We start from the raw sequence: 14,505 nt of genomic DNA on the forward strand, positions 1-14,505 counted from the left end.
CAGCACCGTACTTCAGGGTAAGTATCTGAAAGTTACGGTCTGCGAACGCTATTCCACTGCTCCTTTATAGGTACAACAGTATAGTCTGATGGATAAGTCTGAAATTTGACGAGATCGATTTTTTTAGCGTGCCAGGGGGCTAAATTATCACTGAAGATGATTAATTTAATTACTAAAGCATCATGTTGTGGTTTTTTTAGTCACTGCCCACCGTTGATTGATTCCTGCGTAAAATTTGTCTCGCCGTCGCGTTGCGAGTAGACTTCGTGCCCTTGTTAAAAACTGGAGATTTTACTATGAGCGAAACGGCATCCTGGCAGCCGAGCGCATCCATTCCTAACTTATTAAAGCGCGCGGCGATTATGGCGGAGATCCGTCGTTTCTTTGCCGATCGTGGAGTGCTGGAGGTGGAGACGCCTTGTATGAGCCAGGCGACGGTAACCGATATTCATCTGGTCCCGTTTGAGACACGTTTCGTTGGCCCCGGGCATTCACAGGGGATGAATCTCTGGTTAATGACCAGCCCGGAATACCACATGAAACGCCTGTTGGTTGCCGGTTGTGGTCCGGTATTCCAGCTGTGCCGCAGCTTCCGTAATGAAGAGATGGGGCGTTATCACAACCCTGAGTTCACGATGCTGGAGTGGTATCGACCGCACTATGATATGTACCGGTTGATGAACGAGGTGGACGATCTCCTGCAACAGGTGCTGGACTGCCCGGCAGCAGAAAGCCTTTCTTATCAGCAAGCCTTCTTGCGTTATCTGGAAATTGATCCGCTCTCTGCTGATAAAACGCAGTTGCGGGAAGTGGCGGCAAAGCTGGATCTCAGCAACGTTGCAGATACCGAAGAAGACCGCGACACGCTGCTGCAACTGTTGTTTACCTTTGGTGTGGAACCGAACATTGGTAAAGAGAAACCAACTTTTGTGTACCATTTTCCAGCCACTCAGGCATCACTGGCACAAATCAGTACCGAGGATCATCGGGTCGCAGAACGCTTCGAGGTCTACTACAAAGGTATTGAGCTGGCGAATGGTTTCCATGAATTGACGGATGCCCGTGAACAGCAACAACGCTTTGAACAGGATAACCGTAAACGTGCGGCACGTGGTTTACCGCAGCATCCTATCGACCATAACCTGATCGAAGCTCTTGAAGTTGGTATGCCCGACTGTTCCGGCGTGGCGTTAGGTGTTGACCGCCTGGTGATGTTAGCACTGGGCGCGGAGACACTGGCAGAAGTGATCGCCTTTAGTGTCGATCGGGCATAATTCTGAAAAATTAGCCATAAATCAACATAGAATGGCGTAGTCAGCGCCATTCTGTAGCATATGTTTTCATTTTTCCGCTAAAGCGCACAATTTAAGACTGGATGTTTGCTATCATCCGGGTATCAATTCTGTTTTAGTTTTATTGTTGCCCACCAATCGGTGGGTAGTGCAGTTAGTTGGCGCGTTTAATATGCGCGCTGAAATGAAGGATGATTTCATGCCTCACACGATAAAAAAGATGAGTCTAATTGGACTCATACTGATGATCTTTACTTCAGTATTCGGTTTTGCGAATAGCCCTTCGGCTTATTATTTAATGGGATATAGTGCGATTCCGTGGTATATATTTTCTGCATTATTATTCTTTATTCCATTCGCCTTAATGATGGCTGAAATGGGGGCTGCCTATCGCAAAGAAGAAGGCGGTATCTATTCCTGGATGAATAATAGCGTTGGACCACGTTTTGCTTTCATCGGCACATTTATGTGGTTTTCCTCTTATATCATTTGGATGGTGAGTACCTCCGCTAAAGTCTGGGTGCCGTTTTCTACTTTCCTCTATGGTAGCGATATGACCCAGCACTGGCGCATTGCTGGGCTTGAGCCTACGCAGGTGGTTGGGCTGCTGGCTGTAGCATGGATGATTCTGGTTACCGTCGTTGCCTCGAAAGGGATTAATAAAATTGCCCGTATTACTGCGGTGGGCGGTATTGCAGTAATGTGTCTTAATTTAGTATTGCTGTTAGTAAGCATTACTATTTTGTTATTAAATGGTGGGCATTTCGCGCAAGATATTAATTTCTTGGCATCACCAAATCCGGGATATCAGTCCGGACTGGCGATGTTATCTTTTGTCGTATTTGCCATTTTTGCTTATGGCGGAATTGAGGCTGTAGGTGGACTGGTAGATAAAACGGAAAACCCAGAAAAGAACTTTGCTAAAGGTATTGTTTTTGCCGCTATTGTTATTTCAATCGGTTATTCGTTGGCAATATTCTTATGGGGCGTCAGCACTAACTGGCAGCAGGTATTAAGTAATGGTTCTGTTAACCTCGGCAATATTACCTATGTGCTGATGAAGAGCCTGGGGATGTCGCTGGGTAACGTGCTGCATTTATCACCTGAAGCGTCATTGTCGCTGGGCGTATGGTTTGCGCGTATTACCGGACTTTCCATGTTCCTCGCTTACACCGGTGCGTTCTTTACGCTCTGCTATTCACCACTGAAAGCAATCATCCAGGGAACGCCGAAAGCCTTGTGGCCGGAGCCGATGACGCGCCTGAACGCCATGGGGATGCCGTCCATTGCCATGTGGATGCAGTGTGGGTTGGTTACTGTCTTCATCCTGCTGGTTTCCTTTGGCGGCGGCACCGCATCGGCATTCTTTAACAAGCTGACGCTGATGGCGAACGTTTCCATGACCATTCCGTATCTGTTCCTCGCGCTGGCTTTCCCGTTCTTTAAAGCGCGTCAGGATCTCGACAGACCGTTTGTGATTTTCAAAACGCATATGTCGGCAATGATCGCGACTGTGGTTGTTGTACTGGTGGTGACTTTTGCGAACGTCTTCACCATCATCCAGCCAGTGGTTGAGGCCGGAGACTGGGACAGCACATTGTGGATGATTGGCGGCCCTGTCTTCTTCTCTCTGTTAGCGATGGCGATTTACCAGAACTATTGCAGCCGCATGGCGAGTCAGCCTGAGTTAACTTTAGATTGATTGTCTGCAATAACAACTCATCGCCAGTCCGGCGATGAGTTGTCAGGAAGAAATGCGTTATGGATGATACTCTCCGGAGCCGGAGATAACTGTAGATGATGCTAAGCAGCTAAATTAGCCACGTTGGCGTCATTTGGCAGCTTCACACATTACAAACTTCCCGCCTGGCGACGTCTACCCGCAGAAGTTAATGTTCTTCCCGTTTGTTTACCGTTCAGGCTTTCCAGACGCATCTGGAAGGGCGGGAATGGCATATCAATACCGTGGGCGTGGAAGCCTGCCAGAATCAGCTGGTGGATCTCATGGCGCAGTGGCATCCGGTGTCCCATTTCAGCGGCGTAAATACGCAATTCGAAAATCTGAACCCCCTGTTGCAGATCCACCAGGAAGGCTTCCGGCGCCGGATTGTCGATTACCAGCGAACAGCGGCGTGCTGCGGTTAGCAGGATCTCCGTCACTTCTTCACTGTTGGCATCGGCAGGAGCCGGAATCGTCAACACCACGCGTGTGACTGAGTCAGAGAGCGACCAGTTGATAAACTGCTCAGTAATAAACGCCTTGTTTGGCACAATAATCTCTTTACGGTCCCAGTCGCTGATGGTGGTTGCACGGGTGTTAATTTTCGTCACGCTACCGGTGAGATCGCGAATTGTCACCGTATCGCCAATGCGAATCGGTTTTTCGAACAGGATAATCAGGCCAGAGATAAAGTTGGCGAAAATCTCCTGCAAACCAAAGCCGAGACCAACACCGAGCGCAGCGACCAGCCACTGCAATTTCGACCACTCAATACCAATCATCGAGAAGCCGACCAGCCCGCCAATCAGCATCAGCAGATATTTGGTGATGGTGGTGATGGCGTAGCCCGTACCCGGCGTTAAATCGAGGTGCTGCAAAATCGCCAGCTCCAGCAGCGCGGGCAGGTTGCGCACCAGCTGCGTGGTGATAATAAACACCAGAATGGCAATCAGTACCGCACCGAGGGTAATCGGTTCCAGACTTTCCACGCCCTGCACTGTGGATGTGACATCCCATAGCGAAATATTTTCGAGGAAGCCAAAAGCGGAATGGATTTCCGACCACAGCACAATGACCGAAAGCAGGGCGATCAGCATCAGGATTGAACGCACCAGCCGTAAGGATTGTGCGCTGATAGCATCGAGATCGACTTCGCTTTCATCGACTTCAATTGCCCCTTCCGGGCTACTGTGATGATGCGCTTCTTCTTCGCCACGCGCACGTTGCGCTAACATCTCTGCCCGGCGATGCTTCGCCCGGTCAAACGCCAGCCTGCGTCGCTGGATCAGCATCCAGCGGCGGATAACATGATAAACCACCAGCAACAGGAACCAGATGGCGACCGATGTTTCCAGCCTTGCCAGCAGAGCTTGCGCCGTTGCCAGATAACCCACCGCTGCGGCGAGAATAGCGACCAGCGGTGCGCCAATCATCATGTTCCACAACATATGGTTAGCAATGTTGTCACCGCTACCTTCTTTGTTGAGATACAGCGGGATACCGGCTTTTTTCAGGCTGAGTGTGACTACCGCCAGTGCACCGCAAATGAGGATAAAGCAAAGACGTCCCAGCGAACCGGAAAACTCGCGGTCGTCGAGATTATCGAACATCATCAGCGCCATAATCAGCGGCACAATAAGCCCGATGCTCATCAGATAGTAGCGCATCCCACGGGAAACCCGTTCGCGCGGCCAGCCAAAATGAGCGATAAACAAGCCGTTCGGGCGGGCAAAGGTGGCACAAATCATCACTACCCACAGCAGCGGCACGGTGGCCGTTACGCCATCGCCAATCGCTACCGCCAGCGGATAAGGCCACGCCTCGCGCAAGCCGTAACCCAGCGTCATCCACAGCACTGGCAGCGGTGATGCGACGAGAATCGACCAGAAAAGGGTGCGCAACGTCAGCCAGAAGTGATCCTGGGTGACTTTGCCGACTTTCGCTGCCGAACGTTCAAGAAAACGGGTGAAATAGCGGCGCGAGTAAATACTGCAACCGACCAGAATCAACGCGCCAAACAGCGGCAAAATCGTCTCTTTGCTGGTCAGCATCATCATGGTGGCTTTACCTAACTGGCTGAAGGTGTCCAGCGAGATCAGACGGCGCAGATCCTGAGCGATCTCCAGCGGCCAGGCGATGGTCATCGGGCGCACGTCAGAGGTCCAGAACAGATAGCGGTGCGTCGCTTCATTGACCTCTTTCAGCGCATCTTCCAGTTGTCCGTTGGAGACTTTCAGCTTGGTCAGTTCAAGCAGTAGCGTGTCGCCACCCTGGAGTAAGGAGTTCAGTAACTCACGCTGAGTACGCAATTGTGCTTCAAGAATACGGTTTTGTTCGGCGGTAAGTGGTTGACCGTCGGCCTGATGGATTTGCCGTAGCAGCGGCTGTTTATTGAGGAGATCCTCATAACGTAACCGTTGCACGCGCAACTGCGCCATTTCAGTATCCAGTTGCTGCGGTTTGGGCATTTCTGGCAGCCGTGCCACCTGCGCCCGCAGTGCTTCGCCGAGCAGGTTTGACGAACCCAGCCATTGTGATTGTTCACGTAGCGTATTCAACGCCTGCCGAACCTGTAACGTCTGGCTGGTAGCCTGACGTTGCTGTGAAGCGACGAGATCCATCCGCTGCGCCTGCTGATTCAACGCCGCCGACAGTTCGCGGTTAATTTTGAATTGAGCGACGATATCTTTCGGCAAATCGGCACTGCTTTCTGCCAGTAATTCAGTGCTTTCGAGTGCCCGTTCAGCCTCAAGCTGGCGTTGGCTATTCAACTGGTTACGCAATGCCTGCAAATACGCATCCAGTTGTTGACTCTCTTTTTCTGCCAGTGCCGAACGCAGACGCGCCAGTTCCTGACGGTTATTGGCAGAAAGTTGTGCCAGTTCGAGCTCATCGACCAATGACTTCAAACGTGCGGAGTCGGCCTGCAACGCGAAATTTTGCGCCTGATTAAGTGGACTATTTCCCGTAAGTGTCCCGAGACGACGCTCGATTTCATTCAACTGACGGCGTGCGTCGGTTTGCTGTTGCGGCAGTTGATTCAGCGAATCCGCAATCTCGCGGGCGCGCTCCTGTTCTTGCTGAGCCTGACGGCTTTTATCCAGCAACTGGCTGCTGACCTGGAGAATTTCCTGATTCAGCGCGTCGGTAGACATTCCCGGTGACACGCTGCGCGGCTCGTCACGCACGTTGTTTAACTGCGCGCGCAGAGTAGCGGAGAGCTTCGGGTAATTATCGATAACTTGCTGATATTGCTTGATGCGCTCAAGGGAGCCTTTTTGCTCCTCAAGCGCATTTAAGGCAGACTGGAGCGCCTCTACGACTTCTGGCTGCGCGGGTTTCGCCGCTTTTGCCTGCTCCAGTTCCTGGGTGATTTGTTTGCTATCGGGGGCCGTCGCGGCGTACGCCCCCCAACTGAGGCACCAGGCCATCAGAAAAGTGATAATCAGGCGCACGTCAGCGTTTCCTTTGATGGATTAGACCTGGTCTTTGTTGTCGTCAACCAATGGGCTGGCGTCGTGTTCTGCCTTGATCTCTTCAGCAGGAAGCGGGGCAGGTTCAGCTTCTGGCGTCACAAAGGTTTCGGTAGATACTGCCAGTGGCTGACCAATCTTAGTGACAGAAAGGCTTGCCAGTTGCTCAACCAGATTCACTTTACCTGGCGCAAACAGGTTGATAACGGTAGAGCCGAGTTTAAAGCGCCCCATTTCCTGGCCTTTCAGCAGTGCCACGGAGCCGTCGCTTTCCCCTGCAGGCCAGATCCAGCGTTTGATGATGCCTTCGCGCGGTGGCGTAATGGTGCCCGCCCAGACCGTCTCAATGCTGCCAACAATCGTCGCACCGACCAGAATCTGCGCCATCGGGCCAAATTCGGTATCGAACAGGCAGATTACGCGTTCGTTACGGGCAAACAGATTCGGCACGTTCTGAGCGGTGAGATGGTTAACGGAGAAGAGATCGCCCGGCACGTAGATCATCTCCCGCAGAATGCCGTTGCACGGCATATGCACGCGGTGGTAGTCACGCGGGGAGAGGTAAGTGGTCACAAACGTACCATTGCGGAAGAGATCCGCCATCAGGTAGTTACCCGCCAGCAGGGCTTCGAGGCTGTAGTTGTGGCCTTTGGCTTGCAGGATTTTATCTTCTTCGATTTTACCTAACTGGCTAATAACGCCATCGGCAGGCATGACCAGGACATTTGGATCGGTATCGATTGGGCGTACTTCGTCACGCAACGGACGGACAAAAAATTCGTTAAAGGTGCGGTAACTGGCGGTGTCCGGCTTTTGCGCCTCTTGCATGTCGACCTTGTAGTATTTAACGAACAGATCGATAACCAGTTTTGTCAGCCATCCTGCCCGCTTGCTTGCGCCCCAACCCGCCAGGCGAGTAAGCCATAGTTTTGGCAGAATGTACTGTAGCGAAAGTTTAAATGAATTTAACAAGGTAGCCTCCAGGCCATTGTTTTGTCGTTCCTGATCCGGCGTTCATGCCGGATCCTGAAAAAAAGGGACGATTCTAACGACGGTTAGCTTAATTGTCAGTCATCCGTATCAGAAAAGTTTTTACGCGTTTTTACCTGCGCCATGCTTTCCAGAATACGGTGATAGTTTTCGAAACGAGTTTCCGCGATTTTCCCCTCATCAACCGCTTCACGGATTGCGCAGCCCGGATCGGTATCGTGTTTGCAATCGCGATATTTACACAGGCCTAAGTAATCATGAAATTCGACAAAGCCTTGAGTGATTTGTTCCGGTGCCAGATGCCAGAGGCCAAATTCACGTACGCCAGGGGAATCAATGACATCGCCGCCGTGCGGAAAGTGATACAGCCGGGCAGCAGTGGTGGTGTGCTGACCGAGACCGGAGTTGTCCGAGACATCGTTGGTCAGGATCTCTTTTTGCAGCCCCAGCAGCGCGTTAAGCAGACTGGATTTGCCGACGCCGGACTGTCCGGCAAAAATGCTGATGCGCCCGGTCAACGCCTCTTCCAGCGGTTTCAGCCCATCCTGAGTATGGCTGGAAACCATCAATACGCGATAACCGATGTTGCGATAAATATCCATCTGCTCGTTGACGAATGCCATGCCTTCGTCGTCCAGCAGGTCTATCTTGTTGAGCACGATAATCGGTTCAATCTGCAAGGTTTCGCAGGCCACCAGGTAACGGTCGATAATATTGAGCGACAGCTCCGGCAAAATAGCGGAGACAATGACAATCTGGTCGATGTTGGCGGCAATAGGTTTCACGCCGTCGTAGAAATCCGGGCGCGTCAACACCGAGGTGCGCTCATGCACCGCTTCCACGATCCCTTTGACATTTACGCCTTCTGCCGCTGGTTTACCCGGACGCCAGACCACGCGATCGCCGGTTACCAGCGAACGGATGGTACGGCGAATATTGCAGCGGTGAACTTCGCCGTCTGCGGATTCCACATCAGCGTGCATACCAAAACGGCTGATGACGATACCTTCATCAGGCTCGCCAAACAGATTGTCGTCGTAGTCGGGCTTCTCCTTAGACGTTTTAAGACGACGCTGGTGATTGGCGTTCACACGGCGCTGTTGGCCTTTGGAGAGTTTATTTTTACTCAATCGTACTGACTCCTGGTCGCCCCTGATGGGCAAAACATCTATGATACACGCAATTGTGGATCAATATAGTCACTGTGAATGGGTGGAAAATAGCATGAGTGCCAATGAAAACAACCTGATTTGGATCGATCTTGAGATGACCGGTCTGGATCCCGAGCGCGATCGCATTATTGAGATTGCCACGCTGGTGACCGATGCCAACCTGAATATTCTGGCAGAAGGGCCGACCATTGCAGTACACCAGTCTGATGAACAGCTGGCGTTGATGGATGACTGGAATGTCCGTACCCATACCGCCAGCGGGCTGGTGGAGCGCGTGAAAGCGAGCACGATGGGCGATCGGGAAGCTGAGCTGGCAACGCTCGAATTTTTAAAACAGTGGGTGCCTGCGGGAAAATCGCCGATTTGCGGTAACAGCATCGGTCAGGACCGTCGCTTCCTGTTTAAATACATGCCGGAGCTGGAAGCCTACTTCCACTACCGTTATCTTGATGTCAGCACCCTGAAAGAGCTGGCGCGCCGCTGGAAGCCGGAAATTCTTGATGGTTTTACCAAGCAGGGGACGCATCAGGCGATGGATGATATCCGTGAATCGGTGGCGGAGCTGGCTTACTACCGCGAACATTTTATCAAGCTGTAAAATTTTTCCTGGTCACGTAACCGCCGGATTCCACTTGCGGCGGCGTGGGTTTGGCGCTAAATTGAACGTCTTGCTGATAATTTCAGCACTTGAGATAAAAACTCAAAAAAAAATTTTTAGGGGGGTTGCAGAGGGAAAGATTTCTCGTATAATGCGCCTCCCGTAACGACGCAGAAATGCGAAATTACGAAAGCAAAAATTAAGTAGTACGCGGGAATAGCTCAGTTGGTAGAGCACGACCTTGCCAAGGTCGGGGTCGCGAGTTCGAGTCTCGTTTCCCGCTCCAAAATTTGAAAGTGTTGTAAAGCACAGACCACCCAAGCGGGAATAGCTCAGTTGGTAGAGCACGACCTTGCCAAGGTCGGGGTCGCGAGTTCGAGTCTCGTTTCCCGCTCCAAAATTTGAAGGTGCTGTAAAGCACAGACCACCCAAGCGGGAATAGCTCAGTTGGTAGAGCACGACCTTGCCAAGGTCGGGGTCGCGAGTTCGAGTCTCGTTTCCCGCTCCAAATTCTCCTCTCAATAAACTATCCACAGCGACGCGATGCGTTATTGCTGGTTTTTGTTGTCTCTGACAAACTCTTGTAAACAGAGTTATCCACAGGTTCAGGCTGTAATCTTAATTTCAGAAAAACTTCGCACGGTGAATAGTAAATTCTTAACGTGTTGATATTTAAATTGAAAATTAAGGTTTCGATTTGTCGTATTGATCGCTTGACGATTTTTTCCGGCTTGAATTGCAATACGTTTTTATTTTTATTCACAAGCTGTGGATGAATCAGGCGTCGCGTGGTAAGCCCTTTTCAATCACCCGAACAAGACGCTGTTTTTTCGGTAGTTGAACCTCAACCACGCATGCATTTCGTCGCTCGATTTGCTGCGCAATCGCCCACGCTATGTGTTCATCAAGAAGTGGATGCTCACCTTTACGACTTTCCAGCGCCGCCAGAATCGCTTCATCCCAGGGGGCATTGCCTAATGCTACGGCGATATTACGCAGCCAGCGCAGGTGGCCTATACGGCGAATCGCTGAACCTTCTGTTATTTTTAAAAACTTCTCTTCGCTCCAGGCGAATAACTCAATGAGTTCCGGTGCGTGTAATGGTTTGCGTGGGCTGAAATCGTCTTCAGTTGTCAGTTGCGAATAGCGATTCCACGGGCAGATAAGCTGGCAATCATCGCAACCGTAAATACGGTTTCCCATTAACGGGCGTAACTCTTCCGGGATTGCCCCTTCCAGTTCTATCGTCAGATAAGAAATGCAGCGGCGAGCATCTACGGTATATGGCTCGACAATGGCTCCGGTCGGGCAAATCGTCATACAGGCCACGCATTTACCGCATCCTTCCTCGACCGGTTGATCCACAGGTAACGGAATATCAACCAGCAGTTCGCCTAAAAAGAAGAACGAACCAGCTTCGCGATTGAGGATAAGTGAGTGCTTACCTGTCCAGCCAAGTCCCGCTTTTTCAGCCAACGGGCGCTCAAGAACAGGCGCAGAATCGACAAACGGTCTAAAATTCAGCGAAACACAATGTTGCTGAATCATCTCGCCCAGCTTTTTGAGTCGGTTGCGCAGAAGTTTGTGATAATCACGGCCCAGCGCATAACGGCTAACATAGCCGAGTTTAGGATTTTTCAGCGTGCTGGCAAATGCGGCGTTGGCAGGCAGGTAATTCATCCGCACGCTGATCACACGCAGCGTACCGGGCAATAACTCGTGGGGGCGGGCGCGCAGCATACCGTGACGTGCCATCCAGTCCATTTCGCCGTGGTATTGTTTGTCCAGCCATGCTTGCAGTTTTGGCTCGGACTCGCTGAGATCGGTGTCGGTAATACCCACCTGCTGAAAGCCCAGTTCCAGTCCCCACTGTTTAATTTTTTGCGCTAACTGATTGAGATCGAGGGGCTCTGACATGACGGACCATACAATGAAGAAAAACCCCGTAAGTATACCACACACCGTCTGGCACGCCGACGATATCCGACGTGGTGAACGCGAAGCGGCAGACGCGCTGGGGCTAACGCTCTATGAGCTGATGCTTCGCGCGGGTGAAGCCGCGTTTCAGGTGTGTCGTTCGGCTTATCCTGACGCCCGCCACTGGCTGGTGCTGTGCGGTCATGGCAATAACGGCGGCGATGGCTACGTGGTCGCGCGGCTGGCAAAAGCGGTCGGTATTGAGGTTACGTTGCTGGCTCTGGAGAGCGACAAACCGTTACCGGAAGAGGCTGCGCTGGCATGCGAAGCATGGTTAAACGCGGGAGGCGAGATCCATGCCTCGAATATTGTCTGGCCCGAGTCGGTGGAGTTGATTGTTGATGCGCTGCTCGGCACAGGCTTGCAGCAAGCGCCCCGCGAATCTATTAGCCAATTAATCGACCATGCTAATTCCTGTCCTGCGCCGATTGTGGCGATTGATATCCCTTCCGGCCTGCTGGCACAAACCGGAGCCGCGCCAGGCGCGGTGATCAACGCCGATCACACCATCACTTTTATTGCGCTGAAACCAGGTTTGTTAACCGGCAAAGCGCGGGATGTTACCGGGCAACTGCATTTTGACTCGCTGGGACTGGACTGTTGGCTGGCAAGTCAGAAGACGAAAATTCAGCGGTTTTCTGCAGAACAACTTTCTCACTGGCTGAAACCGCGTCGCCCGTCTTCGCATAAAGGCGATCATGGGCGGCTGGTGATTATCGGTGGCGATCACGGCACGGCAGGGGCTATTCGTATGACGGGAGAAGCGGCGCTGCGTGCTGGAGCAGGTTTAGTCAGAGTGCTGACCCGCAGCGAAAACATTGCGCCGCTGCTGACCGCACGTCCGGAATTGATGGTGTTCGAGTTGACGGATAAATCTTTAACTGAAAGCCTGGAATGGGCCGATGTGGTGGTGATTGGTCCCGGTCTGGGCCAGCAAGAGTGGGGGAAAAAAGCCCTGCAAAAAGTGGAGAATTTTCGCAAACCGATGTTGTGGGATGCCGATGCATTGAACCTGCTGGCAATCAATCCCGATAAGCGTCACAATCGCGTGATCACGCCGCATCCTGGCGAGGCCGCACGGTTGTTGGGCTGTTCCGTAGCAGAAATTGAAAGTGACCGCTTACATTGCGCCCAACGTCTGGTACAACGTTATGGCGGCGTAGCGGTGCTGAAAGGTGCCGGAACCGTGGTCGCAGCAAACCCTGATGACTTAGGCATTATTGATGCCGGGAATGCAGGTATGGCCACTGGCGGCATGGGCGATGTGCTCTCTGGTATTATTGGTGCATTGCTTGGGCAAAAACTGTCGCCATATGATGCCGCCTGTGCTGGATGTATCGCACACGGCGCGGCGGCTGACGTGTTGGCGGCGCGTTTTGGTACGCGCGGGATGCTGGCAACCGATCTCTTTTCCACGCTACAGCGTATTGTTAACCCGGAAGTGACTGATAAAAACCATGATGAATCGAGTAATTCCGCTCCCTGATGAGCAGGCAACATTAGACCTGGGCGAGCGGGTAGCCAAAGCCTGCGATGGCGCAACCGTAATCTATCTGTATGGCGATTTAGGCGCAGGTAAAACCACCTTTAGCCGGGGCTTTTTACAGGCTCTGGGTCATCAGGGTAATGTCAAAAGCCCCACTTATACGCTGGTCGAACCCTATACGCTCGACAACTTAATGGTTTATCACTTTGATTTGTACCGCCTTGCCGATCCCGAGGAGCTGGAGTTTATGGGGATCCGCGATTATTTTGCCAACGATGCCATCTGCCTGGTGGAGTGGCCACAACAAGGTACAGGTGTTCTTCCTGACCCGGATGTCGAAATACACATTGATTATCAGGCACAAGGCCGTGAGGCGCGCGTGAGTGCGGTCTCCTCTGCGGGTGAATTGTTGCTGGCGCGTTTAGCCGGTTAACCTTTGAAGGTGGCGGGATGATGTATCGCATCAGAAATTGGTTGGTAGCGACGTTGGTGTTGCTGTGCGCGCAGGCTGGCGCCGCTACGCTCTCTGATATTCAGGTTTCTAATGGCAATCAACAGGCGCGGATAACGTTAAGTTTTATTGGCGATCCTGACTATGCATTTAGCCATCAAAGCAAACGCACCGTGGCGCTCGATATCAAACAAACGGGTGTGATTCAGGGGCTGCCGTTGTTGTTCAGTGGTAATAATCTGGTGAAGGCGATTCGCTCTGGAACGCCAAAAGATGCGCAAACGCTGCGTTTGGTGGTGGATCTCACCGAAAACGGTAAAACCGAAGCGGTGAAGCGGCAGAATGGTAGCAATTACACCGTTGTCTTTACGATTAACGCCGATGCGCCGCCACCGCCTCCTCCGCCGCCAGTGGTTGCTAAACGTGTTGAAACGCCAGCCGTTGTCGCACCGCGCGTCAGCGAACCGGCGCGCAATCCGTTTAAAACCGAGAGCAACCGGGCTACGGGTGTCATCAGTAGCAATACGGTGACGCGTCCGGCAGCGCGCGCGACGGCTAACACTGGCGATAAAATTGTCATCGCTATTGATGCCGGACACGGCGGCCAGGATCCTGGCGCTATCGGCCCTGGCGGTACGCGGGAGAAAAACGTCACCATCGCCATCGCACGTAAATTGCGTACTTTGCTCAATGATGATCCGATGTTTAAGGGCGTTCTAACCCGTGACGGAGATTACTTTATCTCGGTGATGGGGCGCAGCGATGTGGCACGTAAGCGAAACGCCAATTTCCTTGTGTCGATTCACGCTGATGCCGCACCGAACCGCAGTGCTACCGGCGCTTCCGTGTGGGTGCTCTCTAACCGTCGCGCAAACAGTGAAATGGCAAGCTGGCTGGAACAGCACGAGAAACAGTCGGAGCTGCTGGGCGGGGCAGGCGATGTGCTGGCGAACAGTCAGTCTGACCCGTATTTAAGCCAGGCGGTGCTGGATTTACAGTTCGGTCATTCCCAGCGGGTAGGGTATGATGTGGCGACCAGTATGATCAGCCAGTTGCAACGCATTGGCGAAATTCATAAACGTCGACCAGAACACGCCAGCCTTGGCGTTCTGCGTTCGCCGGATATCCCGTCAGTACTGGTAGAAACCGGTTTTATCAGCAACAACAGCGAAGAACGTTTGCTGGCGAGCGACGATTACCAACAACAGCTGGCAGAAGCCATTTACAAAGGCCTGCGCAATTACTTCCTTGCGCATCCGATGCAGTCTGCGCCGCAGGGTGCAACGGCACAAACGGCCAGCACGGTGACGACGCCAGATCGCACGCTGCCAAACTAAGGATTATTG

Annotated in this window: 11 protein-coding genes and 3 tRNA genes; 10 read left to right on the plus strand and 4 right to left on the minus strand. The window is 52.3% G+C overall.

Annotated features, from left to right (window positions below; genetic code table 11):
- Positions 1-296 precede the first annotated feature (296 nt).
- A complete protein-coding gene (gene epmA, locus C3D30_RS00850) occupies positions 297-1,274 on the plus strand; it encodes an elongation factor P--(R)-beta-lysine ligase (RefSeq protein WP_000004775.1) in 978 nt (325 codons plus the stop codon).
- 217 nt (positions 1,275-1,491) lie between these two features.
- On the plus strand, positions 1,492-2,994 hold the full coding sequence (yjeM, locus tag C3D30_RS00855) for a glutamate/gamma-aminobutyrate family transporter YjeM (protein WP_105286333.1): 1,503 nt from the start codon (positions 1,492-1,494) through the stop codon (positions 2,992-2,994).
- Between the two features lie 149 nt (positions 2,995-3,143).
- Here yjeM and mscM read toward each other — a convergent pair whose 3' ends face one another.
- The 3 genes from mscM to rsgA all read right to left on the minus strand — a co-directional run bounded on the left by mscM (position 3,144) and on the right by rsgA (position 8,605).
- Positions 3,144-6,467: a miniconductance mechanosensitive channel MscM gene (mscM, locus tag C3D30_RS00860; RefSeq protein ID WP_105286334.1), complete on the minus strand. Its 3,324-nt coding sequence runs from the start codon at positions 6,465-6,467 to the stop codon at positions 3,144-3,146.
- A 21-nt stretch (positions 6,468-6,488) separates the two neighbouring features.
- Entirely contained in the window at positions 6,489-7,457 is a 969-nt protein-coding gene (gene asd, locus C3D30_RS00865) for an archaetidylserine decarboxylase (RefSeq protein ID WP_105286335.1), read from the minus strand.
- Between the two features lie 95 nt (positions 7,458-7,552).
- On the minus strand, positions 7,553-8,605 hold the full coding sequence (rsgA, locus tag C3D30_RS00870) for a small ribosomal subunit biogenesis GTPase RsgA (protein ID WP_000041984.1): 1,053 nt from the start codon (positions 8,603-8,605) through the stop codon (positions 7,553-7,555).
- 94 nt (positions 8,606-8,699) lie between these two features.
- Here rsgA and orn point away from each other — a divergent pair, with 94 nt between their 5' ends.
- The 5 genes from orn (at position 8,700) to C3D30_RS00895 (ending at position 10,040) form a co-directional block, all read left to right on the plus strand.
- The gene (gene orn, locus C3D30_RS00875; protein ID WP_001295188.1) at positions 8,700-9,245 is read left to right on the plus strand and encodes an oligoribonuclease; all 546 of its coding nucleotides are present in this window, start codon (positions 8,700-8,702) and stop codon (positions 9,243-9,245) included.
- A gap of 210 nt (positions 9,246-9,455) precedes the next feature.
- Positions 9,456-9,531: transfer RNA gene (locus C3D30_RS00880), tRNA-Gly, on the plus strand.
- Between the two features lie 35 nt (positions 9,532-9,566).
- Positions 9,567-9,642, plus strand: a tRNA-Gly gene (locus C3D30_RS00885).
- A 35-nt stretch (positions 9,643-9,677) separates the two neighbouring features.
- Positions 9,678-9,753: transfer RNA gene (locus tag C3D30_RS00890), tRNA-Gly, on the plus strand.
- A gap of 233 nt (positions 9,754-9,986) precedes the next feature.
- Positions 9,987-10,040, plus strand: a complete 54-nt coding sequence (locus C3D30_RS00895; protein ID WP_105285681.1) for a hypothetical protein — start codon at positions 9,987-9,989, stop codon at positions 10,038-10,040.
- On the opposite strand, the gene queG is transcribed toward C3D30_RS00895, so the two are convergent.
- Positions 10,023-11,162 (minus strand): tRNA epoxyqueuosine(34) reductase QueG, encoded by a 1,140-nt coding sequence (queG, locus tag C3D30_RS00900; RefSeq protein WP_105286336.1) that lies wholly within the window; start codon positions 11,160-11,162, stop codon positions 10,023-10,025. The genes C3D30_RS00895 and queG overlap by 18 nt on opposite strands.
- On the opposite strand from queG, the gene nnr reads away from it, so the two are divergent.
- The 3 genes from nnr to amiB are packed head-to-tail and all read left to right on the plus strand — an operon-like array spanning position 11,161 to position 14,496.
- Positions 11,161-12,708, plus strand: coding sequence for a bifunctional ADP-dependent NAD(P)H-hydrate dehydratase/NAD(P)H-hydrate epimerase (nnr, locus tag C3D30_RS00905; RefSeq protein ID WP_105286337.1), 1,548 nt, complete (start codon positions 11,161-11,163; stop codon positions 12,706-12,708). The genes queG and nnr overlap by 2 nt on opposite strands.
- Positions 12,680-13,141 (plus strand): tRNA (adenosine(37)-N6)-threonylcarbamoyltransferase complex ATPase subunit type 1 TsaE, encoded by a 462-nt coding sequence (gene tsaE, locus C3D30_RS00910; protein WP_000981977.1) that lies wholly within the window; start codon positions 12,680-12,682, stop codon positions 13,139-13,141. Before nnr ends, tsaE begins: the two co-directional genes overlap by 29 nt.
- Before the next feature lie 17 nt (positions 13,142-13,158).
- A complete protein-coding gene (amiB, locus tag C3D30_RS00915) occupies positions 13,159-14,496 on the plus strand; it encodes an N-acetylmuramoyl-L-alanine amidase AmiB (RefSeq protein ID WP_105286338.1) in 1,338 nt (445 codons plus the stop codon).
- The last annotated feature ends 9 nt before the right edge of the window (positions 14,497-14,505 follow it).

Source organism: Escherichia sp. MOD1-EC5433 (assembly GCF_002966005.1).
GTDB classification, from domain to species: domain Bacteria; phylum Pseudomonadota; class Gammaproteobacteria; order Enterobacterales; family Enterobacteriaceae; genus Escherichia; species Escherichia ruysiae.